Genomic DNA, 26,794 nt, shown 5'->3' on the forward strand with positions numbered 1-26,794 from the left:
GGTACTGACCGGTAAGTCCCGCCGCCTTTGCCTGCCTCTGCCTCTCGCCAGAGGCAGATACCGGAACCCCCCGGATCACCTTCCGAGTGACCGCAAGGTCACGGCCAGTGCCGTGGCTTGCGGCCCTGTTTTGCTCAATCCGGCGACCAATGGGTCAGCAATAGACGCCCCAAACCCGCTCCTGGCCGCCTCTACGACTTTTGTAGTGCTTATACGAAAGCACTACAAAACACGGTTGACGACGTGCCTATCTCCTGCAAATCTCTAGCTGCACCGGACGCGAACCCCCTATCCATGCGGGTCGCGCCTGGGCTCCGGGTGACCCTCGGGCCGTCTTGCGTAGTGATGCTCAAGAGGCACTACAAGAGAAGACGACTGAAATGCCGCGCTGCTCGAGGCAGCGTCGCCAGAGGTGACGTCCGGATCCATGCAGGTACGTACGGCGACATGACTCGACAGCTGGGCTGACCTTTCGCCTTCGCGACTGGCATCCGGGTGGCAACCGCCACCCCGCTGCCAGACGTTGGGAAAAGACTGGTACCCAAGCCAACCTCATCGAGAAGGATCGACTCATGTCCGCTTACGAGAACGACGTTCAGGCCATCGCCGCCCTCAAGACCACTGCCGGCAAACACTGGAGCGCCATCAATCCGGAATATGCCGCGCGGATGCGTCTGCAGAATCGCTTCAAGACCGGTCTCGACATCGCCCGCCACTGCGCGGCCATCATGCGCCGGGACATGGCCGCCTACGACGCCGACAGCAGCGCCTACACCCAGTCGCTGGGGTGCTGGCACGGCTTCATCGGGCAGCAGAAGCTGATCGCCATCAAGAAGCACCTGGGCAGCACCCAGGGTCGTTACCTCTACCTGTCCGGCTGGATGATCGCCGCGCTGCGCTCGGAATTCGGCCCGCTGCCCGATCAGTCCATGCACGAGAAGACCAGCGTCCCGGCGCTGATCGAAGAGCTCTACACCTTCCTGCGCCAGGCCGACGCCCGCGAGCTGGCCATGCTGTTCCGCGAGCTGGATGCCGCCCGCGGCGCCGACGAGAACGCCAAGGCCGCCGCCATCCAGGCCAAGATCGACAACTACGAGACCCACGTGGTACCGATCATCGCCGACATCGACGCCGGCTTTGGCAACGCCGAGGCCACCTACCTGCTGGCCAAGAAGATGATCGAAGCCGGTGCCTGCTGCATCCAGCTGGAAAACCAGGTCTCCGACGAGAAGCAGTGCGGCCACCAGGACGGCAAGGTCACGGTGCCCCACGAGGACTTCCTAGCCAAGATCAACGCGGTGCGCTACGCCTTCCTCGAACTGGGCGTGGACGAGGGCGTCATCGTCGCCCGCACCGACTCCCTGGGCGCCGGCCTGACCAAGCAGATCGCCGTGAGCAAGCAGCCGGGCGACCTGGGTGACCAGTACAACAGCTTTCTCGACTGCGACGAGGTGGACGCCAGCCAGCTGGGCAACGGCGAGGTGCTGATCAGCCGCGACGGCAAGCTGCTGCGGCCCAAGCGCCTGGCCAGTGGCCTGTTCCAGTTCCGCGCCGGCAGCGGCGTGGACCGGGTGGTGCTGGACTGCATCACCTCGCTGCAGAACGGTGCCGACCTGCTGTGGATCGAGACCGAGAAGCCCCACGTGGGCCAGATCAAGGTCATGGTCGATCGTATCCGCGAGGTCGTGCCCAACGCCAAGCTGGTCTACAACAACAGCCCGTCGTTCAACTGGACGCTGAGCTTCCGCCAGCAGGTGTTCGACGCCCTGCAGGCCGAGGGCAAGGACGTCTCCGCCTACGACCGCGCCAAGCTGATGAGCGTGGACTACGACGACACCGAGCTGGGTCGCCTGGCCGATGCACGTATCCAGAGCTTCCAGCGCGATGCGGCTCGAGAGGCGGGCATCTTCCACCACCTGATCACCCTGCCCACCTACCACACCGCGGCCCTGTCCACCGACAACCTGGCCAAGGGCTACTTCGCCGAGGAGGGCATGCTGGCCTACGTCAAGGGCGTGCAGCGCCAGGAGATCCGCCAGGGCATCGCCTGCGTCAAGCACCAGAACATGGCCGGCTCGGACATGGGCGACGATCACAAGGAATACTTTGCCGGAGAGGCTGCGCTCAAGGCGGCGGGCAAGGACAACACCATGAACCAGTTCCATTGATCATGGCCACTGTGGAGGACACGCTCATGAACCTGAACGACAACCCCAGCCTGGACGATCTCAAGCAACTCTTCGCCGGGCTCAAGGACAAGAACCACAACCACATCCTCTGGGTCTGCGAGAGCGGCGCGGTGCATGTCGACCGCCTGCCCGGCGGCGAGACGCCCGACCAGTTCGAGCAGCGCCATCCCAGCCTGCGCATCCGCTTCAAGACCTACAACAGAGGCGGCGGCTACGTCGGCAAGTCGGCGGCAGCGGACGAGCACTTCATCAGGAGCGTCCACGCTGCCCTGCAGGAACACTGGCGCCTGGCCGGTCGGCAGCAACGCCCGGCCTATGTGGACCGTTACTACTAAAAGAAAAGGGCGCGACGGGTAGTTGACCACCCGCCACGCCCTGCCCCACCCATGAGGCGACTCGCCTGATCCTGCATGGCCCTGCAGGCTCGGTCGAGTCGCCTCCTTTATTTAAAGAACGAACAGATCCACGAAGCGATGCACCGGAGTCGCTTCCAGCCCTGCCTGGTCCTTGCACAGGTCGAAGATCTGGGCGCAGCGACCGGCCGGGAAGCGCGTCGCCAGGTTGTTCTGGAATTTGCGCTCCAGCAGCGGAATGCCCTCTTCACGACGACGGCGATGACCTACCGGGTACTCGATGGCGATCTTCTCGGTGCTGCTGCCATCGGTGAAGAACACCTGCAGGGCGTTGGCGATGGAACGCTTGTCGGCTTCCAGGTATTCGCTGCTGTAGCGCTCGTCCTCGACGATCTCCATCTTCTCGCGCAACTGGTCGATGCGCGGATGGGCCTGGTGGAAGGCATCCTCGTAGTGTTCGGCGACCAGATCGCCAAACAGCAGCGGCACGGCGATCATGTACTGCAGGCAGTGGTCACGGTCGGCGGCGTTGGCCATGGGGCCCTGCTTGGAGATGATGCGGATGGCCGATTCGTGGGTGGTCACCACGATCTTCTCGATCTGGTCCACCCGGTCGCAGACCTGGGGATGCAGGATCACCGCGGCCTCGGCGGCGGTCTGGGCGTGGAATTCCGCCGGGAAGCTGATCTTGAACAGCACGTGCTCCATCACGTAGCTGCCGAAGCCCTGGGGGAAGCGGAACTGGCGCTGGTCGACGGGCTTGGTGGCCAAGTCCTTGTTGGTGTGGCTGAACAGCACGTCGTAGAAGCCCCACTGGGGCGCGCTGAGTACGCCAGGGATGCCCATCTCGCCACGCAGGGCGATGTCGGCCAGGCGCACGCCGCGGCTGGAGGCGTCGCCGGCGGCCCAGGACTTGCGGCTGCCGGCATTGGGCGCATGGCGATAGGTGCGCAGCGCCTGGCCATCGACGAACGCATGGGACAGGGCTGACAGCAGTTGCTCGCGGTTGGCGCCCATCAGCTTGGCGCTGACCGCGGTGGACGCCAGCTTGACCAGGAAGACGTGGTCCAGGCCGACGCGGTTGAAGGAGTTCTCCAGGGCGAACACCCCCTGGATCTCGTGGGCCATGATCATGGCCTCCAGCACCTGGCGCATGGTCAGGGGTGCTTCGCCCTGGGCGACGCGGCGCTGGGAGAGGTGGTCGGCCACCGCCAGGATGGCGCCGAGGTTATCGGAAGGATGGCCCCATTCGGCCGCCAGCCAGGTGTCGTTGTAGTCCAGCCAGCGAATGATGCAGCCGATGTCCCAGGCCGCCTTGACCGGATCCAGGCGATAGCTGGTGCCGGGCACCCGCGCGCCCTGGGGCACCACGGTGCCTTCCACCTGGGGGCCGAGCAGCTTGGTGCACTCAGGGAAGCGCAGGGACAGCAGGCCGCAGCCGAGGGTGTCCATCAGGCAATTGCGGGCGGTGTCCAGGGCTTCCTGGGATTCCACCTGGTAGTTCAGCACGTAGTCGGCCAGGTCCTGGATGACCTGGTCGTAGTCGGGCCGGTTGTTGAGATCGACGTTGGCGCTCATGGGTTTTGGTTCCTTATCGCGGCCTTGGGCCGCTCCTACAAGTTTGGTCATGAATCGCTCCCGTAGGAGCGGCCCATGGCCGCGATCAAACGATCAACGGTTAGCAATCGGCGTGAAGGGTCGCTGCTCGACACCGATGTAATCGGCGCTGGGGCGGATGATGCGGTTGTCGGCGCGCTGCTCGAAGACGTGGGCACACCAGCCAGCCGTGCGCGAGCAGACGAAGATCGGGGTGAACAGCGGCGTCGGGATGCCGAGGAAGTGGTAGGCCGAGGCGTGATAGAAGTCGGCGTTGGGAAACAGCCCCTTCTCTTCCTTCATGGTGCGGTCGACGGCCTCCGACACCGGGAACAGCACCCTGTCGCCCACCTCTGCCGCCAGCTGCCGGGCATAGTCCTTGATCACCTCGTTGCGCGGATCGCTGTCGCGGTAGATGGCGTGGCCGAAGCCCATCACCTTTTCCTTGCGTTCGAGCATCTGCTTGAGGCCAGTGACCGCTTCCTCGGGCGAGGCGAAGCGCTCGATCAGCGCCATGGCTGCTTCGTTGGCCCCACCGTGCAGCGGCCCGCGCAGGGAGCCGATGGCACCGGTGACGCAGGAATAGAGGTCGGACAGCGTCGAGGCGCAGACCCGGGCGGTAAAGGTGGAAGCGTTGAATTCGTGCTCGGCATAGAGGATCAGCGAGACGTTCATGACCCGCGCGTGCAACTCGCTGGGAACCTTGCCATGCAGCAGGGTGAGGAAGTGGCTGGCGATATCCGGGGCGTCACTGCTGCAGTCGATACGGGTGCCGCTCTGGCTGAAGTGATGCCAGTAGAGCAGGATCGCCGGGAAGGCGCCGAGCAAGCGATCGGCGACCTGCTGCTGGTCGGCGAAGCTGTGCTCCGGCTCCAGGGTGCCCAGCAAGGATGCGCCGGTGCGCATCACGTCCATGGGGTGGGCACTGGCGGGAATGCGCTCCAGGCCTTCCTTGAGTGGCTGCGGCAGGTCGCGCAGAGCAGCCAGGCGCTGGCGATAGGCGTCCAGTTGCGCCTGGGTGGGTAGCTCGCCATAGAGCAACAGGTGGGCCACCTCCTCGAAGTCGGCCCCGGCGGCCAGTTCGCGGATGTCGTAGCCCCGGTAGGTGAGCCCGGCGCCGGTCTTGCCGACGGTGCATAGCGCGGTGCGGCCGGCGACCTGGCCACGCAGGCCGGCGCCGCCGAGGGTTTTGCTGTCTGCCATCGTCTCGCTCCTCTTGGAGTTGTTGTGCGAAAAAGCGGGCGTTCAGGGTGGAGCGTCAGGATTTGCCTTGCTGGAACAGGCGATCCAGCTGGTCCTCATAACGGTGGTAATCGATGCGGTCGTAGAGTTCGGCGCGGGTCTGCATGGTGTCGACCACCGCCTGCTGGCTGCCGTCGCGACGGATCGCGGTGTAGACGTTTTCGGCGGCGCGATTGGCGGCACGGAAGGCCGACAGCGGATAGAGCACCAGGCCGACGTCGGCGCCGGCCAGCTCCTCGGTGGTGAACAGCGGCGTGGCGCCGAACTCGGTGATGTTGGCCAGGATCGGCACCCCTACCGCCTGGGCGAACTGGCGGTACATGGGCAGTTCGGTCATGGCCTCGGGAAAGATCATGTCGGCGCCGGCCTCGACACAGGCGCAGGCGCGGTCGATGGCAGCCTGCAGGCCTTCCACGGCCAGGGCATCGGTGCGCGCCATGATGACGAAGTCCGCGTCGGTGCGGGCATCCACCGCCGCCTTGATGCGGTCGACCATCTCCTGCTGGCTGACGATCTCCTTGCCCGGCCGATGACCGCAGCGCTTGGCGCCGACCTGGTCCTCGATGTGCATGGCCGCCGCGCCCGCCTTGATCAGGGCGCGGGTGGTACGGGCCACGTTGAAGGCCGAGGCGCCGAAGCCGGTGTCGACATCGACCAGCAACGGCAGATCGCAGACATCGGTGATGCGACGGACGTCGATGAGCACATCTTCCAGACCGCTGATGCCCAGGTCCGGCAGCCCCAGAGAGCCAGCTGCGACGCCGCCGCCGGACAGGTAGATGGCCTGGAAGCCGGCGCGCTTGGCCAGCAGCGCATGATTGGCATTGAGGGTGCCGACCACCTGCAGCGGGCGTTCGGCGGCGACGGCGGCGCGGAATTTCTGGCCAGAGCTGACAGCGGGCATGGCGTTACCTCGTGGAGTCGGTGACTAGGGGATGGTGCTGCAGATTGCGCTTGGAGGCGGCGATGTGGCGGCGCATCAGCAGCTCGGCCAGTTCGCCATCGCCCTCGGCCAGGGCATCGAGGATGCGATGGTGCTCGGCGAAGGCCTGGCGCGGACGATTTGGGGTGGCGGAGACCTTGAGCCGGTACATGCGCACCAGGTGATAGAGCTCGCCGCACAGCAGCCGCACCAGCATGCCGTTGCCGCTGGCCTGAATGATGCGGTAATGGAAGTCGTGGTCGCCTTCCTGCAGGTAGTAGCCGGTGCCGGCCTGGAATGCCGGGTCCCGCTCGTGGGTATCCAGCAGTTGGCGCAGTTCGCTGATGCCCTGCGGCGTGAGGCGTGCGGCCGCCAGGCGACAGGCCATGCCTTCGAGGGATTCGCGGATCTCGTAGAGTTCGACCAGCTCGGCCAGGCTCAGGGCGACGACCCGGGCACCGGCATGGGGTACCCGCACCACCAGGCGCTGGCCCTCCAAACGGTGGATGGCCTCCCGCAGCGGGCCCCGACTGATGCCATAGGTGCGAGCCAGCTCCGGCTCGGAAATCTTGCTGCCCGGCGCCACGTCGCCACGAACAATGGCCTCGCGGATCCGGCGGAACACCTGCTCGGAGAGGGTCCCGCTGTCGGTCTCGGGTACTTCGACCTGGAAGGGGCTATCGATCATTGTCGACACCTTTTGTGTTTATGGGCTGAATAACTACGCCTGAACGTCTTATCAGTCAACATTTGTCGACAATCCAGCTGTGACAGCCTGTATCTCGCCCAGCCCTGCAACGGTTCGCTACACTAGCGCGCCGCCCACCCCAGCCGACCGCGCCATGCCTCTCTGCCAGTTGCATCCCCTGCCCTACCACGCCGATCCCACGGTGCGTTTCGCCCTGCTGCACGGCGAGCCAGGTGCGGTATTGCTCGACTCGGGGCGGCCGGTGGCCGAACGGGGTCGCTACGACCTGATGGCGGCCTGGCCACTGCAGGTGCTGCAACCCGACTCCGGCGAGACGGGGCGTGCCTTTTTCACCCGGACGCGTACCGCACTGGCCAGCCTGGGCCACGCGGACCTGCCGGAGGGTGCCGAATTGCCCTTCGCCGGCGGTCTGCTGGGTTTTCTCGGCTATGACTTCGGTCGCCGCCTGGAGCGCCTACCGGACGGCGCCCGCGCTGACCTGCAGCTGCCCGATGCCCGCCTGGGCCTCTATGCCTGGGCGCTGATCAGCGATCATCAGGCGCGGACCAGCCAACTGGTCTTTCATCCCAGGCTGGACGAGACGGAAAGGCAACGCCTGATCGCGTTGTTCGCTGCCGATGCACGCCCCGAGGCCGACGGCTTCCACCTGACCGCGCCCTTCGCCGCCGACATCGACCGCGCCACCTATCGTCAGCGCATCGAGGCCATCCAGGCCTATATCGCCGCCGGCGACTGCTACCAGGTCAACTTCGCCCAGCGCTTTCGCGCGCCCTTCCAGGGTTCGCCCTGGATCGCCTACCAGGCCCTGCGCACGGCTTGCCCGACGCCCTTCTCCGGCTATCTGGCACTGGACCGTGGCGCCCTGCTCAGCCATTCGCCGGAGCGTTTCCTGCGGGTGAGCCGCGGGCAGGTGGAAACCCGCCCGATCAAGGGCACCCGGCCACGCCAGGCAGATGCTGAGGCTGACGCCGCCGAAGCCCGCGCCCTGCTGGCCAGCCCCAAGGACCGCGCCGAGAACCTGATGATCGTCGACCTGCTGCGCAACGACCTGGGGCGCAGTTGCCGCATCGGCTCGGTGCGGGTGCCCGAGTTGTTCGCCCTGGAGAGTTATCCCAACGTCCACCACCTGGTCAGCGCCGTCACCGGTGAAATGGCCGAGGGGCTGGACGCCCTGGACCTGCTGGCCGGCAGTTTCCCTGGTGGCTCCATCACCGGCGCGCCGAAGATCCGCGCCATGCAGATCATCGACGAGCTCGAAGAAACCCGCCGTGGCCCCTACTGCGGCTCGCTGCTCTATCTGGACGTACGCGGCGAGAGCGACAGCTCCATCCTGATCCGCAGCCTGCTGGCCGAAGACGGGGTACTCAGCTGCTGGGGCGGCGGCGGCATCGTCATGGACTCCCACTGGGAAGACGAATACGCCGAATCTCTGGCCAAGGTGCGGGTGCTGCTGGAGACGCTGGAAGCCCACAGCTGATCCGGCTTTGCTACCATGGGGTCATCCTCTCGCCGGCTGGAGCCCGCCATGTCTCTCGATCTCGCCCGCATCAACGCCGACCTTGGCCGCGATCCCGAAAAGCTCGTCGCCTGGGCCCTGGGGCTGGGTAAAAGCGCCATCGTCACCACCAACTTCCGCCCCTTCGAGGCGGTGATCCTGCACCTGGTCAGCCAGGTCAAGCCGGACATCCCGGTGGTCTGGATGGACAGCGGCTACAACACCCCCGCGACCTACCGTTGCGCCGACGAGATCGTGCGCAAGCTCGATCTCAACCTGGTGACCTACCTGCCCAGGCGCTCGCGTGCCCACCGCGAGGCCATCGACGGCTCGGTGCCGGGGCTGGACGATCCGCGCCACGCCGCCTTCACCGAAGAGGTCAAGCTGGAACCCTTCGCCCGCGCCCTGCGCGAGACGGCGCCCGAGGTCTGGTTCACCGCCCTGCGCGCCACCGACACCGCCGTGCGTGCCCAGATGGATCCGGTCAGCGTGAATCCGGACGGCCTGATCAAGGTCGCGCCCCTGCTGCACTGGACCTCCAAGGACCTCTACCAGTACCTGACCGCCCACGACCTGCCCAACGAATTCGACTATTTCGACCCCACCAAGGGTGACGAAAACCGCGAGTGCGGCCTGCACCTCGCCCACTGAGTCGACACCTCCCGCGCGCTCGGTTCCGGGCGCGCGCCCTGCTCCTGCTGAAACATCGCCCATGACCGCTTCCCGCCCTATCCACTCCCGCAAGGGCGTCTTTGCCGTGGTGCTTGGCAACGCCGTGGAGTTTTTCGACTTCGGCGTCTACGCCACCTTTGCCGTGCTCATCGGCCAGGTGTTCTTTCCCTCGCAGAACGCCTTCGCCAGCCTGATGGCCAGCGTCATCACCTTTGGTGTCGGCTTTATCGTCCGGCCCTTGGGTGCCGTCCTCATCGGCGCCTGGGCCGACCGCGTCGGGCGCAAGCCGGCGATGCTGCTGACCATGGTGCTCATGGCCCTCGGCACTGGCGGCATCGCCGTGCTGCCCGGCTACGAGCAGATCGGCATCGCCGCGCCCATCCTGCTGGTGCTGACGCGCCTGTTGCAGGGCCTGGCCTGGGGCGGCGAAGCCGGGCCCGCCACCACCTACATCCTGGAAGCGGCGCCATTGCACAAGCGCGGCACCTACGCCTGCTGGCAGGTGGTGGCCCAGGGGCTGGCCGCGGTAGCGGCCGGGTTGATCGGCTATGGCCTGACCCTCTGGCTGACGCCGGAACAACTGCTGGCCTGGGGCTGGCGTCTGCCCTTCCTGCTGGGCCTGGCGATCCTGCCCATCGGCCTCTATATCCGGCGCGGCCTGGTGGATACCCATGTGGGGGAGACACGAGGTACCGGGGCGGTCCTGGGCGAGGTGCTAGCCACCCAACGGCGGCCGCTGCTGCTAGGGCTGCTGATTCTCTCCGGCAGCACCATCACCCAGTATTTCCTCAACTACATGACCACCTTCGCCCTGGTGGAGCTCAAGCTGCCCACCAGCATCGCCATGCTCGCCACCCTGGTGATGGGCGCGGCCATGGCGGTCTGCTCGATCCTGGGCGGCGTCCTCAGTGACCGCTACGGCCGGCGTATCGTTCTGATCCTGCCGCGCCTGCTGTTGCTGGTGCTGCTCTACCCGGCACTGCAACTCATCACCCAAGCGCCCGGTGCGGGTACCTTTCTCGTCACCCTGGCGGTCCTTTCCGGTCTGCACGGGATGAGCGGTGCGGCCCTGATCGTGCTGCTGGTGGAGAGCTTTCCGCAGCGCGTCAGGGCCACCGGTTTTTCACTGGTCTATGCGGTGGGGGTGGCGGCCTTTGGCGGCACCGCCCAGATCGTGGTGACTTGGCTGATTGGTGCCACGGGCGATCGCATGGCGCCGGCCGCCTACCTGCTGGCGGCCAATCTGGTCTGTCTCGGCGCCGCCTGGTTCGCCGCCGAGACCTGTCCTGGGCGTCAGCCGGCGGAGCGCTCCCCGGCATAATCTGCTTCGCGACGGTTCTTGCGCTCCAGGCGGTTGTAGACCACCCCGGTCAGCAGCAGGCCGAACAGCAGTACCGCGGCCAGTAGATAAAGCCCCGAAGCCAGGGTGCCGGTCGCCGCCTTGAGCGCGCCGATGCCATAGGGGCCTAGATAGCCGCCGAGGTTACCCACCGAGTTGATCAGGGCAATGCCGGCGGCAGCGCTGGCCCCGGCGAAGAAGCGTCCGGGCAGGGTCCAGAACAGCGCGGTGAGGGAAAACAGACAGAAGGCCACCACTGACAGCGCCGCCAGTTGCAGCACGGCAGTACCGAACCAGGCACTGCCAGCCATGGCCAGGGCGCCCACGGCATAGAGCACCGCCAGGTGACCGTAGCGATCCCCGAGGCGATCCGAACTGCGCGGCACGATGAGCAGGCCGAGGATGCCGAAGGCATAGGGAATGGCGGAGATGAAGCCGGTGGTCAGATCGCTGCCACCGAACTGGTGGATCAAGGTCGGCAGCCACAACCCGAGACCATAGATGCTCAGGGTCACCGGCAGGTAGTAGAGGGCCAGCAGCAGTACCCGACGATCCTTGAGCGCATGCAGCGGATTGCCATGGCGGGTCTGATCGAAGAGGTGCAGGTCCTTTTCCAGCTCCGTGGCCAGCCAGCGCTTTTCGTCGGCATCCAGCCAGGCGACCTGGGCGGGCCCATCCGGCAGCCGGGTCAGGGTCGGCCAGGCCAGCAGCACCGCCGGCGCACCGATGCACAGGAACAGCCACTGCCAGCCGTGCAGGCCGAGGGCGCCATCCAGTTGCAGCAGCATGCCTGACAGAGGCCCCGTTACCAGCATCGCGATGGGCTGGGAGAGGATGAACAGGCCCATGATCTTGCCGCGGTGACGCACCGGGAACCACTGGGTGAGGTAGTAGAGCACCCCGGGAAAGAAGCCGGCCTCGGCCACCCCGAGCAGGAAGCGCATGGCATAGAAGCTGTTCGGCCCCTGGACGAAGGCCATGCCCATGGTGATGGCACCCCAGGTCACCAGGATCCGGGCGAACCAGCGGCGCGCCCCGAAGCGCTCCAGCAACAGGTTGCTGGGCACTTCGAAGAGGAAGTAACCGATGAAGAACAGCCCCGCACCGAGGCCATAGGCAGCATCGCCGATGCCCACGTCGGCCCCCATGTGCAGCTTGGCGAAGCCCACGGCAGAGCGGTCGATGTAGGCGACGAGGTAGAGCAATACGAGAAAGGGGACCAGCTTGCGCGTGATCCGGCGGATGAGGGCGGATTCAGAGTGCATGGCGTTCTCCGACTTGTTGTTGTTGTGCGGTTCGAGCGCAGATCAGCTGAAAGTCTAACGTAATATCATTGAAGCGTTAAATAGCCAAAAATGGCCATTAGTCGCCATTCAAAGACATTTTGGTACTATTAAAATAAAGTTACGAAGTAGGAAATCTTACCACTTGCTTTCCGCTGATCCCTGTTCCAGAGCCGTCGAGCCCGTGGCTGAGTCGGTTATCGCGCTGACAGTGTTATAGTGATGGCACGACGACTCGGATGCCTTTCGATGAATTACAAGACACCGCTGCCGCGCAAAAGCAGACATGCACGCATCGTCCACGAACTCGGAACCCAGATCGTGTCTGGCCACTTTTTGCCAGAACAACGCCTGCCGCCCGAGTCGCAACTGTGCGAAGACTATGAGGTGAGCCGACCCGTCCTGCGGGAGGCCACGCGAGTGCTGGTAGCCAAGGGCCTGGTGCGGTCCAAACCCAAGGTCGGGACCGTAGTGAAGCCACGCAACGAGTGGCACCTGCTGGATCCCGATGTCCTGCATTGGCTGCTGGAAAGCGATTCGCGACACAACTTCTATGAGACGCTGGTCAAGGTACGCAACATCATCGAGCCGGAAGTAGCGGCTCTGGCTGCTGCCAATGCCCAGCCCGAAGACGTGACGGCCATTGCCGACGCCTATGAGCGGATGGAGAAGGCAGACGATATCGGTGGCATGGCAGAGCCGGACATGGCCTTCCACCTGGCCATCGCCAATGCGACTCACAACGAGCTGCTGATCCACCTTTACAGCATCATGCTGATACCGGTGCGCGACTATCTGGAGCGCTCCTCGGCGCTCTTCGCCGGCGAGGGCCTGGCCCTGCTGGTCTCCCGCCACAAGGCGATCCTGACCGCGATCCAGCACCGCGATCCGCTCAGTGCCCGGCATGCCTCCATCGCCCAGCTGGCTGGTGTCGATGACCTGGTGGCCGAAGCCTTCCGGACGGAACCCTTGTCTGCCAAGGAAGTTTCGTATGATCATTAAGGGCAATAACCCACTCGCGGTATGCCCTCATGTCCAGCAGCTACCACGCTTCCACCGTCGAACAGCTCGGCCAGCGTCTGGCGGCCGGGCAATTCCCACCCGGTAGCTCGCTCAAGGTAGAGGCGGACCTCTGCCAGGAACTCGGCGTCAGCCGTACCATCCTGCGCGAGGCGATCAAGACCCTGGCGGCCAAGGGCATGCTGGAAGTCGGCCCCAAGGTCGGTACCCGGGTCCTGCCGCTCAGCCGCTGGAATCTGTTCGACACCCAGGTGGTGGGCTGGCTGGCAACGGGCGGCCTGCCCGCGCATTTCGTCAAGGACCTGCTGGACCTGCGCCACGCCATCGAGCCGGCCGCGGTACGCTGGGCGTGCGAAAGAGCCACCCCGGATCAGGTCCAGGCGATCCAGGTCGCGTACCACCATCTGGAAGCCTCCCTCGACGGCGGAGACTACAACACCGCCGACCAGCGTTTCCACGAATGCGTGCTGGCGGCCAGTCACAATCAGTTCATCGAGCAGATGGTGCCTGCCCTGGGCGCCCTGCTGGCAGCCTCCTTCACCCTGTCGTCGGCCGACCCTGACGAGCTGCGACGCACCCTCCCCCTGCACAAGACCCTCGCCGACGGCATCGCCTCGCGCGATGCCGCGCGCGCCGTCTGGGCCTGCATGATGCTGATCGACAGCGCCGCAGTGACCCTGGCGCGCTATACCGATTGACGGCGCGCCAGCGCAACCTGCGCGTCTCCACGGGTTCCTATGCCTGGATTTCCCGTCCTGCCACAACAAGAGAGGTGAACGATGGATTGGCAGCCGCTGCTTCCCCAGCGCTTCAAGCTGGCCGAGGGCCCCTTCTGGGACCAGCAGACCCAGGCGCTCTACTGGGTAGACATCGCCGGCTTCAAGGCCTGCCGCCTGCACGGCGAGCGCTACCAGGAATGGCAGTTGGATCGTCCCTGCTCCGCCTTCGTGCCCACGGCTCGCGGCGATGCCCTGGTCACGCTGCCGGACGGCGTCTTCCGCCTGGACCTGGATTCCCCGGAAAGCCGTCCCGCCCTGGAACTCTTCTGCGTGGCCGATCCCGACCCCGGCAATCGTGGCAACGAAGCACGCTGCGACGCCCAGGGCCGTCTCTGGCTCGGCACCATGCAGAACAATCTCGATGCCGAGGGCGGTGACGTGCCCATCGACAGGCATTCGGGCGGCCTGTTCCGCATCGACCCCGACGGTAGCGTGAGCCGCCATGCCAGCGACCTCGGCATCGCCAATACCCTGGTCTGGAGCGCAGCGGACAATCACGTCATCAGCGCCGACACCCTGAAGGACACCCTCTATCGCTATCCGCTGGATGCCAGCGGCAACCTGGGCGAACCCACCGTCTGGGCCGGTCCCCACGAGCGCGGCTCGCCGGATGGCTCGGCCATCGACAGCGAAGGCTGTGTGTGGAACGCGCGCTGGGACGGCAACTGCCTACTGCGCTTCTCGCCCGAGGGCGAGTTGCTGGAGATCGTCGAGCTGCCGGTCCAGCGCCCCACCAGTTGCGTCTTTGGCGGACCGGATCTGCGCACCCTGTACGTCACCAGCGCCGCGGCCGATGGTGCTCTCGACGGCGCCCTGCTGCGGGCGACCGCTCCGGTGGCTGGCATGCCCTGTCACAGGTTCGCCGGCTGATTCATCCTACCGGCCCTGAGGCCCGCCAGAGGCACCTCGTGCCCTCTGGCCCTTTGTAACAGCCTGGTGACAGAGGTGACGAAAAATCTCGTCACCTTTTTCTTGCACCGGCATCCATCCAATCATAATATCAATACAGAGCGGTGTCGTCTGACCTCCAAGACGACAGGCCGCCGCCTCGCATTGCCTGGCCACACCAATAAAAACAAGGAGTTCCAGCTATGTTCCGTGTTCCGGGAGTTCGTTCTCTGCTGCGTGCCGCCCTCGCCGCTGGCGCTGTCAGTCTGTCCCTTTCCGCCTTCGCCGCCGATCCGGTCAAGATCGGCTTCCTGGTCAAGCAGCCCGAAGAACCCTGGTTCCAGACCGAATGGGCCTTCGCTGAAAAAGCCGCCAAGGACAAGGGCTTCACCCTGCTCAAGATCGCCGTACCGGATGGCGAGAAGACCCTCGCCGCCATCGACAGCCTGGCCGCCAACGGCGCCAAGGGCTTCGTGATCTGCCCGCCCGACGTGGCCCTCGGCCCGGCCATCGTGGCCAAGGCCAAGCTCAACGACCTCAAGGTGATGGCCGTGGACGACCGTTTCGTCGACGCCAAGGGCAAGTTCATGGAAGACGTGCCCTACCTGGGCATGGCCGCCTTCGAGGTCGGTCAGCAGCAGGGCGCGGCCATGGCGGCCGAAGCCGAGAAGCGTGGCTGGAAGTGGGATGACACCTATGCGGTGATCAACACCTACAACGAGCTGGATACCGGCAAGAAGCGCACCGACGGTTCGGTGGAAGCCCTGAAGAAGGCCGGCCTGCCCACCGACCACATCATCTTCGCCCCGCAGAAGACCCTGGACGTGCCCGGCAGCATGGACTCCACCACTTCGGCCCTGGTCAAGCTGCCCTCGAACGCCAAGCACCTGATCATCGGTGGCATGAACGACAACACCGTGCTGGGCGGCGTCCGCGCCACCGAAAGCGCCGGCTTCAAGGCCGAGCAGGTGATCGGCATCGGCATCAACGGCACCGACGCCATCGGCGAACTGAAGAAAGCCAACAGTGGCTTCTTCGGCTCCATGCTGCCCAGCCCCCACGAAGAGGGCTACCAGACCGCCAGCATGATGTACGAGTGGGTGACTACCGGTAAGGAGCCGCCCAAGTACACCGCGATGGACAAGGTCACCCTCATCACCCGCGCCAATTTCCAGCAAGAGCTGGAAAAGATCGGCCTCTGGAAGTGATGACCCCGGCGGCGCCGGTCCTGGCGCCGCCCTCCTCTTTCGTCTGACAGGAGTGCTCCATGGCAGCCCTGGAACACACTACCGCCCAGAGCGCCGACAGCCTCGGTTTCGTCGGCATCGGCAAGACCTTTCCTGGCGTAAAGGCGCTCGCCGACATCTCCTTCAACGTACGTCCCGGTTCGGTGCATGCCCTCATGGGCGAGAACGGCGCGGGCAAGTCGACCCTGCTGAAGATCCTCAGCGGCTACCACGCTCCCACCACCGGTCACCTCAACGTCGACGGCCAGGAGCTGGTGTTCAAGAGCACCGCCGAAGCCATCCGCGCCGGCGTCGCGGTGATCCAGCAGGAACTGCAGCTGGTGCCGGAGATGACCGTCGCCGAGAATCTCTTTCTCGGGCACCTGCCGGCACGCTACGGCATCGTCAATCGCGGCCACCTGCGCCATCAGGCGCTGGAGCTGCTCAAGGGCCTGGCCGAAGAGATCGACCCCAACACCAAGGTCGGGCGCCTGTCGCTCGGTCAGCGCCAGCTGGTGGAGATCGCCAAGGCACTCTCCCGTGGCGCTCGCGTCATCGCCTTCGACGAGCCCACCAGCTCCCTGTCCGCCCGCGAGACCGACCGCCTGATGACCATCATCGCCCGCCTTCGCGACGAAGGTCGGGTGGTGCTCTATGTCTCCCATCGCATGGAAGAGGTCTTCCGCATCTGCGACGCGGTAACGGTGTTCAAGGACGGCCGCCACGTGCGTACCGTCGAACGCCTGGCCGACATCACCCCTGACCAGCTCATCACCCTGATGGTCGGCCGTGATCTCGCCGACATCTACGACTACCGGCCGCGCGAGATCGGTGGCGGCTGCCTCAAGGTCGAGGGCCTGCTCGGCCAGGGCCTGCAGCAGCCGGTGGGCTTCGAGGTCTGCCAGGGCGAGATTCTTGGCCTGTTCGGCCTGGTCGGCGCTGGCCGCACCGAGCTTCTGCGCCTGCTGGCCGGTCTGGAAAAGCACAAGGCTGGCAGCCTGAGCCTCAAGGGTGCGCCGGTCAATCTGAGGTCCCCGCGCGACGCCATCGCCGCTGGCATCCTGCTCTGCCCGGAAGATCGCAAGAAGGAAGGCATCGTGCCCCTGGCCAGCGTGGCCGAGAACATCAACATCAGCGCCCGCGCTCACCACGCCAGCCTCGGCTGCCTGATCCAGGGTCGCTGGGAAAAGGCCAACGCGGAAAAGCAGATTCGCGCCCTCAACGTGAAGACCCCGCACGCCGGGCAGAGGATCAAGAATCTCTCCGGTGGCAATCAGCAGAAGGCCATCCTCGGACGCTGGCTGTCGATGCCCATGCAGGTGCTGCTGCTCGATGAGCCCACCCGTGGCATCGACGTGGGTGCCAAGTCGGAGATCTACGCCATCATCCACGACCTCGCCGCGCGCGGCATCGCCGTGGTGGTGGTCTCGAGCGACCTGATGGAAGTCATGGGCGTGGCCGACCGCATCCTGGTGATGAGCGAAGGCGCCATCACCGGCGAGGTGGCGCGCGCCGATTTCAACGACGAGCGGCTGCTGCAGCTCGCCCTGCCCCGTACCCGCGCCTGAGGGCGCGCCTTGCTGGTCGAGATAACAATAAAGAGGTCCTATCCATGTCCGCCCAACCCCACAGCCTGACCCCGCCGCGCCGCGGCTTCGACATGCGTCGCTTCCTCGACGACTGGGCCATGATGCTGGCCGCGCTGGTCATCTTCGCCCTCTGCGCGCTGTTCGTGCAGAACTTCCTCTCGCCGCTGAACATGCGCGGCCTGGGCCTGGCGATCTCCACCGTGGGCATCGCCGCCTGCACCATGCTGTTCTGCCTGGCCTCTGGCCACTTCGACCTCTCGGTAGGCTCGGTAATCGCCTGCGCCGGCGTGGTCGCGGCTGTGGTGATGCGCGACTTCGACAGCGTCTTCCTCGGCGTCGCCGCCGCCCTGGCCATGGGCCTGGTGGTGGGCCTGATCAACGGACTGGTGATCGCCAAGCTCAAGATCAACGCCCTGATCACGACCTTGGCGACCATGCAGATCGTGCGCGGCCTGGGCTACATCTTTTCCGATGGCAAGGCCGTCGGCGTCTCCCAGGAGCAGTTCTTCGTGTTCGGTAACGGCCAGCTGTTCGGGCTGCCGGTCCCCATCGTCATCACCCTGCTGTGCATCCTGTTCTTTGGCTGGCTGCTCAACTACACCACCTTCGGCCGCAACACCATGGCCATCGGCGGCAACGAGGAAGCCGCGCTGTTGGCCGGTGTTCACGTCGACCGCACCAAGATCATCATCTTCGCCATGCACGGGGTGATCGGTGCCCTGGCCGGCGTGGTGCTGGCCTCGCGCATGACCTCCGGCCAGCCGATGATCGGCCAGGGCTTCGAACTCACGGTGATCTCCGCCTGCGTGCTGGGCGGGGTCTCCCTGGCCGGCGGCATCGGCATGATCCGCCACGTGATCGCCGGGGTGCTGATCCTGGCGATCATCGAGAACGCCATGAACCTGAAGAACATCGACACCTTCTATCAGTACGTCATCCGCGGAACCATCCTGCTGCTGGCGGTGGTCATCGACCGCTTCAAGCAGCGCTAAACCCAGACTCTGCCCTCCCCCGCGGCGCCACGGGCGCCGTGCCGGGGACCGCTTTGCCCGTGAAATGCCCGAGGACACCATCATGACCACGCCCAAACGCCCGCTCCGCTCCGCCCAGTGGTTTGGCAGCAACGACAAGAACGGCTTCATGTACCGGAGCTGGATGAAGAACCAGGGCATCCCGGACCACGAATTCCAGGGCAAGCCCGTCATCGGCATCTGCAACACCTGGTCCGAGCTGACCCCCTGCAACGCCCACTTCCGCAAGATCGCCGAGCACGTCAAGCGCGGCATCTATGAAGCCGGTGGTTTTCCGGTGGAATTCCCGGTGTTTTCCAATGGCGAGTCCAACCTCAGACCGACCGCCATGCTGACCCGCAACCTGGCCAGCATGGACGTCGAAGAAGCCATCCGCGGCAATCCGGTGGACGCCGTGGTGCTGCTCACCGGCTGCGACAAGACCACGCCGGCGCTGTTGATGGGCGCGGCCAGCTGCGATGTGCCGGCCATCGTCGTCACCGGCGGCCCCATGCTCAACGGCAAGCACCAGGGCCGCGACATCGGCGCCGGCACCATCGTCTGGCAATTGCACGAAGCCTATAAGGCCGGGACGATCGACCTCAACGAATTCCTCTCCGCCGAAGCCGGGATGTCCCGCTCGGCCGGCACCTGCAACACCATGGGCACCGCCTCCACCATGGCCTGCATGGCCGAAGCCCTGGGTACCTCGCTGCCGCACAATGCCGCGATCCCGGCAGTGGATTCGCGTCGCTACGTGCTGGCGCACCTCTCCGGCATGCGCATCGTCGACATGGTGGCGGAGGATCTGCGGCTGTCGAAGATCCTCACCAAGGAAGCCTTCGAGAACGCCATCCGCGTCAATGCCGCCATTGGCGGTTCCACCAACGCGGTGATCCACCTCAAGGCCATCGCCGGCCGCATCGGCGTGGACCTGGAGCTGGACGACTGGACCCGCGTCGGCCGCGGCACCCCCACCATCGTCGACCTGCAGCCCTCCGGCCGCTTCCTGATGGAGGAGTTCTACTACTCTGGCGGTCTGCCGGCAGTGATCCGCCGCATGGGCGAAGCCAACCTGCTGCCCCACCCCGAGGCCCTGACCGCCAACGGCAAGAGCATCTGGGCCAACTGCGCCGAGGCGCCCATCTACGGTGACGACGAGGTCATCCGCGCCCTGGACAACCCCCTGCGCGCCGACGGCGGCATCTGCGTGCTGCGTGGCAACCTGGCGCCCAAGGGCGCGGTACTCAAGCCGTCGGCCGCCACTCCGGAGCTGATGCAGCACCGCGGTCGCGCCGTGGTGTTCGAGAACCTGGAAGACTACAAGGCGCGCATCGTCGATCCGGACCTGGATATCGACGAGACCTGCGTGATGGTGCTGAAGAACTGCGGACCCAAGGGGTACCCGGGCATGGCCGAGGTGGGCAACATGGGCCTGCCGCCCAAGTTGCTGGCCAAGGGCATCACCGACATGGTGCGCATCTCCGATGCCCGCATGAGCGGCACCGCCTACGGCACCGTGGTGCTGCACGTGGCGCCAGAGGCCTCGGCCGGCGGTCCGCTGGCGGTGGTCCGCGAAGGCGACATGATCGAGCTGGACTGCGCCTCCGGCCGCCTGCACCTGGACATCCCGGACGCGGAACTGGCCGCGCGCCTGGCCGACTGGCAACCGCCGGCGGACCAGCTGCTGGCCGGCGGCTACCGGCGCCTCTACGTCAACCACGTGCTGCAGGCCGACGAAGGCTGCGACTTCGACTTCCTGGTCGGCTGCCGCGGTTCCGAAGTGCCCCGCCACTCCCATTGACCGGCTCTACCCCCTCTCCCACCGGGAGAGGGTCGGGGTGAGGGGCTGGCGCAGCCTCTCTTTCCGGAACTCGGGGCCCTCTGCCCCACTCTTGCACAACAACAAACCGAAAAGGTGGTCGAGATGAAACGCACGTTAGCCCTTACCGGACTTGGACTGTCACTCATGATCAGTACCCTCACCGCCCAGGCGGCCGGCCTCACCAGCCAGCAGTCGAGCTTTGGCAAGCTGCCCGACGGCACGCCCATCGAGAAGTTCGTCCTCAGCAACAGCCACGGCATGCAGGCCACCGTCATCACCTACGGTGGCGTATTGCAGGCGCTCAAGGTGCCCGACCGCAAGGGCCATAGCGAAGACGTGGTGCTGGGTTTCGATGACGTCCAGGGCTATCTCGACAACCCCACCGTGTTCTTTGGCGCCACCATCGGCCGCTTCGGCAACCGCATCGCCGAGGGCCGTTTCAGTCTCGACGGCAAGAGCTACCAGATCCCCCAGAACGACAAGACCAACGCCCTGCACGGCGGCCCCCAGGGCTTCAATACCAAGGTATGGAAGGCCGAGCCGGCCAAGGGTGACGGCTGGGTCGGCGTGACCCTGAGCTATGTCTCCCCCGATGGCGAGATGGGCTTTCCCGGCACCCTCACCACCCAGGTGACCTATCAGCTGGACGAGCACAACCAGCTGACCCTCAAATATCGCGCGACCACCGACAAGCCGACGGTGCTCAACCTGACCAACCACAGCTACTTCAACCTGGCCGGCGCCGGCAGTGGCACCGTGCTCAAGCAGGTGGCGATGCTCAACGCCGATACCTACACCCCGGTCACCGCCAAGCTGATCCCCACCGGCGAACTGCCACCGGTGGCCGGCACGCCGATGGACTTCCGCAAGCCGACCGCCATCGGCAAGCACATCGCCGACAACAACCAGCAACTGAAATACGCCGAACCCAAGCAGGGTGGCTATGACTTCAACTGGGTGCTCAACACCGGTGGCGATCTGCAGAAGGCCGCCGCCGTGGTGACCGATCCAGGCTCCGGCCGCACCCTGACCCTCTACACCACCGAACCGGGCGTGCAGTTCTATACCGGCAACTTCCTGGAGGGGAACATCAAGGGCAAGGCCGGCAAGACCTACGGCCATTGGGGCGCCTTCACCCTGGAAACCCAGCACTATCCAGACGCGCCCAACCAGCCCGACTTCCCCACCACCCGCCTGGACCCCGGCCAGACCTACACCCAGACGACGATCTTCAAGTTCGCCACCAAGTAAGGCTGCCTCGGGTGCAAGAAAGGCCGCTCTCACGAGCGGCCTTTTGCGTTTCGGTGCCGTGTCGTGACCCCCTCACCCCAGCCCTCTCCCAGAGGGAGAGGGGGCCGCCCCGGCGCTACCCGTAGCCTCGTGCTCCGTCGCGTGGAAAACGGAAGCCTTTCCACTTGCACCGCCCTCCACCACCCCACACCCAACCACCCCGTAGCGTGGAAAACGGCGCAGCCTTTTCCACTTGCACCGCCTCCACCGCCCCACACCCAACCGCCCCGTAGCATGGAAAACGGCGCAGCCTTTTCCACTTGCACCGCCCTCCACCACCCCACACCCAACCACCCCGTAGCGTGGAAAACGGCACAGCCTTTTCCACTGTTTTGTCACCTCCCCTTTCCGCCGCCCAATAAAAAACCCGGCGTCTCTCGACGCCGGGTTCTCTACCTACTCAAGGCCTTGCGATCAGATCGCGTCCTTGGTGTTCTCGCCGTTCACCAGGCGCTGGATGCCCAGTGGGTTGGCGTTCTGCAGGGCTTCCGGCAGGAAGGCGTCCGGGTAGTTCTGGTAGCACACCGGGCGCAGGAAGCGATCGATGGCCAGGGTACCCACGGAGGTGCCGCGGGCGTCGGAGGTCGCCGGGTAGGGACCGCCGTGGACCATGGCGTCGCAGACTTCCACGCCAGTGGGATAGCCGTTGAGCAGCAGGCGACCGGCTTTCTGCTCCAGCAGGCCGATGATGGCCTCGAAGCGCTGCAGATCGGCCGGCTCGGCCAGCAGGGTCGCGGTCAGCTGACCGTGCAGGCCTTGCAGCGCCTGCTGCAGCTGCGTTTCGTCGGCCACCTCGACCACCACGGTGGTGGGGCCGAAGACTTCTTCCTGCAGTAGCTCATCGCTTTCCAGCAACAGGCTGACGTCAGCCTTGAACAGCTGCGGACGGGCCTGGTTGCCTTCCTGGCTGGCACCAGCCAGATGCTCTACGCCGGAATGGGCCAACAGCGCCGCGACGCCTTTCTCGTAGCTCTTCAGGGTGCCCGGGTTGAGCATGGTCTGGGGCGCCTGCTCGTTCATCGCACCGGCCAGACGCTCCAGGAAGGCGCTGAATTCAGGCGAACGCACACCGATGACCAGGCCCGGATTGGTGCAGAACTGACCGCAACCCAGCACCACCGAGGCACTGAGTTCGGTGGCGATGGCATCACCGCGGGCCTTGAGCGCCTCGGGCAGCACGACCACCGGGTTGATGCTGGACATCTCGGCAAAGACCGGGATGGGCTGCGGACGCGCCGCGGCCATGTCGCACAGGGCACGACCACCACGCAGGGAACCGGTGAAGCCCACGGCCTGGATGGCCGGATGCTTGACCAGCTGCTCGCCCACGCCACCGCCGTAGATCATGTTGAACACGCCCTTGGGCATGCCGGTCTTCTCGGCGGCGCGGATCACCGCGTCAGCGACGTGCTCGGCGGTCACCATGTGGCCACTGTGAGCCTTGAACACTACCGGGCAACCGGCGGCCAGGGCCGCAGCGGTGTCGCCACCGGCAGTGGAGAAAGCCAGCGGGAAGTTGCTGGCGCCGAAGACGGCCACCGGACCCAGACCGATGCGGTACTGACGCAGATCGGGACGCGGCAGCGGCTTGCGGTCGGGCAAGGCGGTGTCGATACGGGCCCCGTGGAAGTCACCACGACGCAGCACCTTGGCGAACAGGCGCATCTGGCCGCTGGTACGGCCACGCTCGCCCTGGATACGGCCAGCCGGCAGCGCGGTTTCCTGGCAGACCAGCTGGACGAAATCATCGCCCAGGGCATCCAGTTCGTCGGCGATGGCGTCGAGGAAGGCCGCGCGCTTCTCGGCGCTCAGCTTGCGGTACAGGGGTGCGGCCTGCTCGGCGGCACGGGCGGCGGCATCGACCTCGGCCGTGGACGCCTGGAAGAATTCGTAGGGCAGTTTTTCGCCGGTGCTGGCGTCGATGCTGTAGACCCGCACCTCGCCCTCGCCGCTGCGAGCGCCACCGATGTAGTTTTTGCCTTGGATCTGCATTGTTCTCGACTCCTTATACCTAGGGGTTCAGGGAAGACCGCCCGCCTGGGGGTCTTCGAAAGGGTGGCACGCTCAGCATCTGAGCGTCCGGACCAGCCTGTGCGATACCCACTCTAGCATTCGCATAGTCAGCAGTCATCATACAACTATCAGAGTTGCTGGACCTGCCCTGGCTGGAAGGCAGCCGCATGCGCCTTGACGCCATTGCTCAGCGGCTCGCCGAATTCGGGCACCGCGATCTCGAATCTATCGCCCGGTTCGACGCGGACGCCATCGGCGAAGGACAGGGTCGCCGTGCCGAAGAAATGGATATGGACATCGCCCGGGCGCAGGAACTGCGCGTACTTGAAATGGTGATATTCCAGGTTCTCCAGGCTATGGCACATGTTGTCCTCGCCGGAGAGAAACTCCTTCTCCCACAGCACCTGGTCGCCACGACGGATACGGCTCGTTCCGGCCAGATGACGCGGCAGCTCACCCGTGCGTAGGGCTGGCCCAAAGCTGCAGTAGCGTAGTTTGGAATGAGCCAGGTAGAGATAGTTCTTGCGTTCCATCACGTGGTCGGAGAATTCATTGCCTACCGCGTAACCTAGGCGATAGGGCTTGCCGTCATCGCCAATCACATAGAGGCCAGTCAACTCGGGCTCTTCGCCGGCATCCTCGGCGAACTCCGGCAGCGGAATGTCGGCACCGGGACGAACCAGGATGCCGCCGTCGCCCTTGTAGAACCACTCCGGCTGGGCCCCGGCGGTCCCAGCGGCGGGCCGACCGCCCTCCACACCCCATTTGAACATGCGCATGGAGTCGGTCAGCTTGGCCTCCTCCTGGCTATTCTGCTGGTGCATCTTGTCGCGGGTCGCGGCGCTGCCCAGGTGGGTCAGGCCGGTCCCGGTGACCAGGCAGTGCGCCGGATCCTCATGGTCCAGCGGCGGCAACAGGCAGCCGGCGTCGAGCAGATCGGCATAGGCCGGTCCGGGCTCCAGGCCCAGGGCCTGCACCTGAGACTCCAGCGAAACGCCGGCGCGGATGGCTTCCAGCGCCAGGGTCCGGGTGCTGGTGGCGCCGCGGACCTGCTGGACTTCGCCGCGCTCGACCACGCCGACGCGGCGCTGGCCCTGTTGGTCTTCGAACTGAATCAGGTGCATGGCATTCTCCTTGTTGGTTATCGCCTGAAAGAGACTTTACTAGGCGCTACAGGGCCTGCCTAATGAGAGCTCCCTATCCCGTGATAACCAACGGTTATTCCCATGCTGCCATCCCTGGGCTCCATCGCTTCCCGCCTGCGCCTGCGCCAGCTGCGCCTGCTGATCGCCCTCGACGAGGAAGGCTCGCTGCACAAGGCCGCCGAACGTATCGCCATTTCCCAGCCCGGCGCCACCAAGGCGCTGCACGAGATTGAAAGTACCCTGGGCGCCACCCTCTTCCTGCGCACCCACCAGGGCCTGCAACCGAATGACTTGGGCCGCTGTGTAATCCGCTATGCGCGGCTGATCGAGAGCGACCTGGCTCATCTACGCGAGGAGATGCTCGGCATCCTGCAGGGTGAAGGCGGCCGCCTGGCGGTGGGCGTGATCATGGGCGCGGTGCCCCGGCTGATCGCAGCGGTATCCCGTCTGGGCGCAGCGCAGCCACAGCTCGGGATCGAGATCATCGAGGACACCAGTGTGCGTCTGCTCGATCTGCTCGACGCCGGGCGCATCGAGGTGGCGATCTGCCGCAGCAGCGTCAGCCGCCGCCCGGATGCCTACGACTGCCTGGAGGTGCGCGAGGAGCGCCTGGAGATCGTCTGCCATCCCCGCCATCCGCTGGCCGAGGCAACAGAGCTAGGCCTGGCCGAGCTGGTCGACAGCCGCTGGATCGTCTACCCGGCCAACCTGCCGATGCGGCTGACCCTGGAACGGGAGTTTCGCGCTGCGGAGCTGGAGTTTCCCCGTTATCCCGTGGAAACCGCCTCGACCTTCACCCTGCTCGGCCTGCTTCAGGAAGACCCCAACCAGGTGGCCATGCTGCCCAGCGACATCGCTCAGTTCAGCGAACGCCATGGCCTGCTGCGTCGCCTGCCGGTCGTCCAGCGCACGCGCAACGAACCCTATTCGATCCTGGTGCGCCAGGGCGCGGGGCTGTCAGCGGCGGCGCAGCTGCTGTTGGAGCAGTGGCGGCTTGAAGGGTAGATCGTAGGTTGGGCTGAGACGGCTCCATCGTCGAAGCCCAACATTACCGCGTTCCCAGGCAGAGCCTGTTGGGCTTCGCTGCGCTCAACCCAACCTACGACGGTCCGCAGCCAACCTCAATACGTCGGCAACGTCACCCCATGGAACAGCGTCTCCAGCTCCTGGCGGGTCGGCGTCTGCATGGCCTCGGTGAGGACGTCCCGGGTCAGGTGCGGCGCGAAGCGACCGATGAAGTCGCACATGAAGCCGCGCAGGAAGGTGCCGCGGCGCAGGCCGATCTTGGTCACGCTGGCTTCGAAGAGGTGGCTGGCGTCCAGGCAGACCAGGTCGGCATCGGCTTTGTGATCCACCGCCATGTCGGCCACGATGCCCACGCCCAGGCCAAGGCGTACATAGGTCTTGATGACGTCGGCGTCCGCCGCGGTCAGCACCACGTTGGGCTCCAGGCCTTGGCGGGCAAAGGCCTCGTCGAGCTTGGAGCGCCCGGTGAAGCCGAAGACGTAGGTCACCAGTGGCTGGTCCGCCAGCTGCTCCAGGGTCAGATTCTCGACCTTGGCCAGCGGATGATTCTGCGGAACGATGACGCACCGGTTCCAGCGATAGCAGGGCATCATCACCAGGTCGTTGAAGCGCTCCAGGCCCTCGGTGGCGATGGCGAAGTCGACGGTGCCGTCGGCGGCCATCTCGGCGATCTGGGTCGGCGAGCCCTGGTGCATGTGCAGCGCCACATCGGGGTATTGCTTGATGAATTCGCTGATCACATCCGGCAGCGCATAGCGCGCCTGGGTGTGGGTGGTGGCGATGGACAGGGTGCCCTTGCGCTCGTTGGAGAACTCCTGGGCGATCTGCTTGATGCTTTCGCACTTGCGCAGGATCTCGCCAGCGGTCTGGATGATCCGCTCGCCGGCGGGGGTCACGCGGGTCAGATGCTTGCCACTACGGGCAAAGACCTCGACCCCCAGTTCGTCTTCGAGCAGGCGGATCTGCTTGCTGATGCCAGGCTGCGACGTATAGAGGCTCTGGGCAGTGGCGGATACGTTCAGGTCGTGATGGGCGACTTCCCAGATATATCTCAACTGTTGCAGCTTCATGCCGGCTCCTCGCTGACCCCATGCGCAAGCATATAACTTTAAAGCAGCCCTTAAGCTTTTTCTAGACCGAAATCGAATTAAGTCGCAGAAGGGCACGCGCTGACGCTTACGGA

General features: G+C 65.4%; 22 protein-coding genes. 14 read left to right on the forward strand and 8 right to left on the reverse strand.

From position 1 onward, the window contains the following. Positions 1 to 572: 572 nt before the first annotated feature. The gene (locus tag PJ259_RS09425) at positions 573 to 2,168 is read left to right on the forward strand and encodes an isocitrate lyase (protein WP_271655572.1); all 1,596 of its coding nucleotides are present in this window, start codon (positions 573 to 575) and stop codon (positions 2,166 to 2,168) included. Between the two features lie 26 nt (positions 2,169 to 2,194). After that, positions 2,195 to 2,524, forward strand: coding sequence for a hypothetical protein (locus PJ259_RS09430; protein WP_271655573.1), 330 nt, complete (start codon positions 2,195 to 2,197; stop codon positions 2,522 to 2,524). A 111-nt stretch (positions 2,525 to 2,635) separates the two neighbouring features. Here the strand turns inward: PJ259_RS09430 and prpD are convergent, their stop codons facing one another. From prpD to PJ259_RS09450, 4 genes are all read right to left on the reverse strand, one after another. Further along, entirely contained in the window at positions 2,636 to 4,120 is a 1,485-nt protein-coding gene (prpD, locus tag PJ259_RS09435) for a 2-methylcitrate dehydratase (protein ID WP_271655574.1), read from the reverse strand. A 93-nt stretch (positions 4,121 to 4,213) separates the two neighbouring features. Then, positions 4,214 to 5,341, reverse strand: a complete 1,128-nt coding sequence (gene prpC / locus PJ259_RS09440; RefSeq protein WP_271655575.1) for a bifunctional 2-methylcitrate synthase/citrate synthase — start codon at positions 5,339 to 5,341, stop codon at positions 4,214 to 4,216. 55 nt (positions 5,342 to 5,396) lie between these two features. Next, positions 5,397 to 6,284 (reverse strand): methylisocitrate lyase, encoded by an 888-nt coding sequence (prpB, locus tag PJ259_RS09445; protein WP_271655576.1) that lies wholly within the window; start codon positions 6,282 to 6,284, stop codon positions 5,397 to 5,399. Between the two features lie 4 nt (positions 6,285 to 6,288). Next, the gene (locus PJ259_RS09450) at positions 6,289 to 6,990 is read right to left on the reverse strand and encodes a GntR family transcriptional regulator (RefSeq protein ID WP_271655577.1); all 702 of its coding nucleotides are present in this window, start codon (positions 6,988 to 6,990) and stop codon (positions 6,289 to 6,291) included. A gap of 154 nt (positions 6,991 to 7,144) precedes the next feature. Here PJ259_RS09450 and pabB point away from each other — a divergent pair, with 154 nt between their 5' ends. The 3 genes from pabB (at position 7,145) to PJ259_RS09465 (ending at position 10,499) form a co-directional block, all read left to right on the forward strand. Beyond that, positions 7,145 to 8,488: an aminodeoxychorismate synthase component I gene (gene pabB / locus PJ259_RS09455; RefSeq protein WP_271655578.1), complete on the forward strand. Its 1,344-nt coding sequence runs from the start codon at positions 7,145 to 7,147 to the stop codon at positions 8,486 to 8,488. 48 nt (positions 8,489 to 8,536) lie between these two features. After that, positions 8,537 to 9,157: a phosphoadenosine phosphosulfate reductase domain-containing protein gene (locus tag PJ259_RS09460; protein ID WP_271655579.1), complete on the forward strand. Its 621-nt coding sequence runs from the start codon at positions 8,537 to 8,539 to the stop codon at positions 9,155 to 9,157. Positions 9,158 to 9,218: 61 nt separating this feature from the next. Beyond that, positions 9,219 to 10,499, forward strand: coding sequence for an MFS transporter (locus PJ259_RS09465; RefSeq protein ID WP_271655580.1), 1,281 nt, complete (start codon positions 9,219 to 9,221; stop codon positions 10,497 to 10,499). On the opposite strand, the gene PJ259_RS09470 is transcribed toward PJ259_RS09465, so the two are convergent. Continuing rightward, complete coding sequence (locus tag PJ259_RS09470; protein ID WP_271655581.1) at positions 10,472 to 11,782, reverse strand: MFS transporter; 1,311 nt, start codon at positions 11,780 to 11,782, stop codon at positions 10,472 to 10,474. The two genes, PJ259_RS09465 and PJ259_RS09470, sit on opposite strands and share 28 nt — an antisense overlap. A 267-nt stretch (positions 11,783 to 12,049) precedes the next feature. On the opposite strand from PJ259_RS09470, the gene PJ259_RS09475 reads away from it, so the two are divergent. The 8 genes from PJ259_RS09475 (at position 12,050) to PJ259_RS09510 (ending at position 21,388) form a co-directional block, all read left to right on the forward strand. Further along, positions 12,050 to 12,802, forward strand: coding sequence for a FadR/GntR family transcriptional regulator (locus PJ259_RS09475; RefSeq protein WP_059315690.1), 753 nt, complete (start codon positions 12,050 to 12,052; stop codon positions 12,800 to 12,802). Between the two features lie 29 nt (positions 12,803 to 12,831). Next, a complete protein-coding gene (locus tag PJ259_RS09480) occupies positions 12,832 to 13,518 on the forward strand; it encodes a FadR/GntR family transcriptional regulator (RefSeq protein WP_271655582.1) in 687 nt (228 codons plus the stop codon). Positions 13,519 to 13,599: 81 nt separating this feature from the next. After that, positions 13,600 to 14,469 carry an SMP-30/gluconolactonase/LRE family protein gene (locus PJ259_RS09485; RefSeq protein WP_271655583.1) on the forward strand — a complete coding sequence of 290 codons (870 nt, stop codon included), beginning with the start codon at positions 13,600 to 13,602 and terminating at the stop codon, positions 14,467 to 14,469. Positions 14,470 to 14,690: 221 nt separating this feature from the next. After that, complete coding sequence (locus PJ259_RS09490) at positions 14,691 to 15,695, forward strand: substrate-binding domain-containing protein (protein WP_271655584.1); 1,005 nt, start codon at positions 14,691 to 14,693, stop codon at positions 15,693 to 15,695. Between the two features lie 59 nt (positions 15,696 to 15,754). Then, positions 15,755 to 17,281 carry an L-arabinose ABC transporter ATP-binding protein AraG gene (gene araG, locus PJ259_RS09495; protein ID WP_271655585.1) on the forward strand — a complete coding sequence of 509 codons (1,527 nt, stop codon included), beginning with the start codon at positions 15,755 to 15,757 and terminating at the stop codon, positions 17,279 to 17,281. A gap of 44 nt (positions 17,282 to 17,325) precedes the next feature. Next, on the forward strand, positions 17,326 to 18,294 hold the full coding sequence (araH, locus tag PJ259_RS09500; RefSeq protein WP_059315695.1) for an L-arabinose ABC transporter permease AraH: 969 nt from the start codon (positions 17,326 to 17,328) through the stop codon (positions 18,292 to 18,294). An 82-nt stretch (positions 18,295 to 18,376) separates the two neighbouring features. Continuing rightward, on the forward strand, positions 18,377 to 20,116 hold the full coding sequence (locus tag PJ259_RS09505) for an IlvD/Edd family dehydratase (protein WP_442964877.1): 1,740 nt from the start codon (positions 18,377 to 18,379) through the stop codon (positions 20,114 to 20,116). A 123-nt stretch (positions 20,117 to 20,239) separates the two neighbouring features. Further along, positions 20,240 to 21,388 carry an aldose epimerase family protein gene (locus PJ259_RS09510; protein ID WP_271655586.1) on the forward strand — a complete coding sequence of 383 codons (1,149 nt, stop codon included), beginning with the start codon at positions 20,240 to 20,242 and terminating at the stop codon, positions 21,386 to 21,388. 453 nt (positions 21,389 to 21,841) lie between these two features. On the opposite strand, the gene PJ259_RS09515 is transcribed toward PJ259_RS09510, so the two are convergent. Then, positions 21,842 to 23,419 (reverse strand): aldehyde dehydrogenase (NADP(+)), encoded by a 1,578-nt coding sequence (locus tag PJ259_RS09515; RefSeq protein ID WP_271655587.1) that lies wholly within the window; start codon positions 23,417 to 23,419, stop codon positions 21,842 to 21,844. 149 nt (positions 23,420 to 23,568) lie between these two features. Then, on the reverse strand, positions 23,569 to 24,564 hold the full coding sequence (gene araD1, locus PJ259_RS09520; RefSeq protein WP_271655588.1) for an AraD1 family protein: 996 nt from the start codon (positions 24,562 to 24,564) through the stop codon (positions 23,569 to 23,571). 102 nt (positions 24,565 to 24,666) lie between these two features. Here araD1 and PJ259_RS09525 point away from each other — a divergent pair, with 102 nt between their 5' ends. Continuing rightward, the gene (locus PJ259_RS09525; RefSeq protein ID WP_271655589.1) at positions 24,667 to 25,590 is read left to right on the forward strand and encodes a LysR family transcriptional regulator; all 924 of its coding nucleotides are present in this window, start codon (positions 24,667 to 24,669) and stop codon (positions 25,588 to 25,590) included. A gap of 116 nt (positions 25,591 to 25,706) precedes the next feature. Here the strand turns inward: PJ259_RS09525 and cysB are convergent, their stop codons facing one another. Continuing rightward, the gene (cysB, locus tag PJ259_RS09530) at positions 25,707 to 26,681 is read right to left on the reverse strand and encodes an HTH-type transcriptional regulator CysB (protein WP_059315701.1); all 975 of its coding nucleotides are present in this window, start codon (positions 26,679 to 26,681) and stop codon (positions 25,707 to 25,709) included. Positions 26,682 to 26,794: the final 113 nt, after the last annotated feature.

This window comes from Pseudomonas sp. JBR1, from assembly GCF_028198185.1.
GTDB lineage: Bacteria > Pseudomonadota > Gammaproteobacteria > Pseudomonadales > Pseudomonadaceae > Chryseomonas > Chryseomonas oryzihabitans_E.

Bases quoted from the DNA above. Each gene is read 5' to 3' on its own strand.
- PJ259_RS09425 (WP_271655572.1), top strand. From the start codon at position 573: ATGTCCGCTTACGAGAACGACGTTCAGGCCATCGCCGCCCTCAAGACC.
- PJ259_RS09430 (WP_271655573.1), top strand. From the start codon at position 2,195: ATGAACCTGAACGACAACCCCAGCCTGGACGATCTCAAGCAACTCTTC.
- prpD (WP_271655574.1), bottom strand. From the start codon at position 4,120: ATGAGCGCCAACGTCGATCTCAACAACCGGCCCGACTACGACCAGGTC.
- prpC (WP_271655575.1), bottom strand. From the start codon at position 5,341: ATGGCAGACAGCAAAACCCTCGGCGGCGCCGGCCTGCGTGGCCAGGTC.
- prpB (WP_271655576.1), bottom strand. From the start codon at position 6,284: ATGCCCGCTGTCAGCTCTGGCCAGAAATTCCGCGCCGCCGTCGCCGCC.
- PJ259_RS09450 (WP_271655577.1), bottom strand. From the start codon at position 6,990: ATGATCGATAGCCCCTTCCAGGTCGAAGTACCCGAGACCGACAGCGGG.
- pabB (WP_271655578.1), top strand. From the start codon at position 7,145: ATGCCTCTCTGCCAGTTGCATCCCCTGCCCTACCACGCCGATCCCACG.
- PJ259_RS09460 (WP_271655579.1), top strand. From the start codon at position 8,537: ATGTCTCTCGATCTCGCCCGCATCAACGCCGACCTTGGCCGCGATCCC.
- PJ259_RS09465 (WP_271655580.1), top strand. From the start codon at position 9,219: ATGACCGCTTCCCGCCCTATCCACTCCCGCAAGGGCGTCTTTGCCGTG.
- PJ259_RS09470 (WP_271655581.1), bottom strand. From the start codon at position 11,782: ATGCACTCTGAATCCGCCCTCATCCGCCGGATCACGCGCAAGCTGGTC.
- PJ259_RS09475 (WP_059315690.1), top strand. From the start codon at position 12,050: ATGAATTACAAGACACCGCTGCCGCGCAAAAGCAGACATGCACGCATC.
- PJ259_RS09480 (WP_271655582.1), top strand. From the start codon at position 12,832: ATGTCCAGCAGCTACCACGCTTCCACCGTCGAACAGCTCGGCCAGCGT.
- PJ259_RS09485 (WP_271655583.1), top strand. From the start codon at position 13,600: ATGGATTGGCAGCCGCTGCTTCCCCAGCGCTTCAAGCTGGCCGAGGGC.
- PJ259_RS09490 (WP_271655584.1), top strand. From the start codon at position 14,691: ATGTTCCGTGTTCCGGGAGTTCGTTCTCTGCTGCGTGCCGCCCTCGCC.
- araG (WP_271655585.1), top strand. From the start codon at position 15,755: ATGGCAGCCCTGGAACACACTACCGCCCAGAGCGCCGACAGCCTCGGT.
- araH (WP_059315695.1), top strand. From the start codon at position 17,326: ATGTCCGCCCAACCCCACAGCCTGACCCCGCCGCGCCGCGGCTTCGAC.
- PJ259_RS09505 (WP_442964877.1), top strand. From the start codon at position 18,377: ATGACCACGCCCAAACGCCCGCTCCGCTCCGCCCAGTGGTTTGGCAGC.
- PJ259_RS09510 (WP_271655586.1), top strand. From the start codon at position 20,240: ATGAAACGCACGTTAGCCCTTACCGGACTTGGACTGTCACTCATGATC.
- PJ259_RS09515 (WP_271655587.1), bottom strand. From the start codon at position 23,419: ATGCAGATCCAAGGCAAAAACTACATCGGTGGCGCTCGCAGCGGCGAG.
- araD1 (WP_271655588.1), bottom strand. From the start codon at position 24,564: ATGCACCTGATTCAGTTCGAAGACCAACAGGGCCAGCGCCGCGTCGGC.
- PJ259_RS09525 (WP_271655589.1), top strand. From the start codon at position 24,667: ATGCTGCCATCCCTGGGCTCCATCGCTTCCCGCCTGCGCCTGCGCCAG.
- cysB (WP_059315701.1), bottom strand. From the start codon at position 26,681: ATGAAGCTGCAACAGTTGAGATATATCTGGGAAGTCGCCCATCACGAC.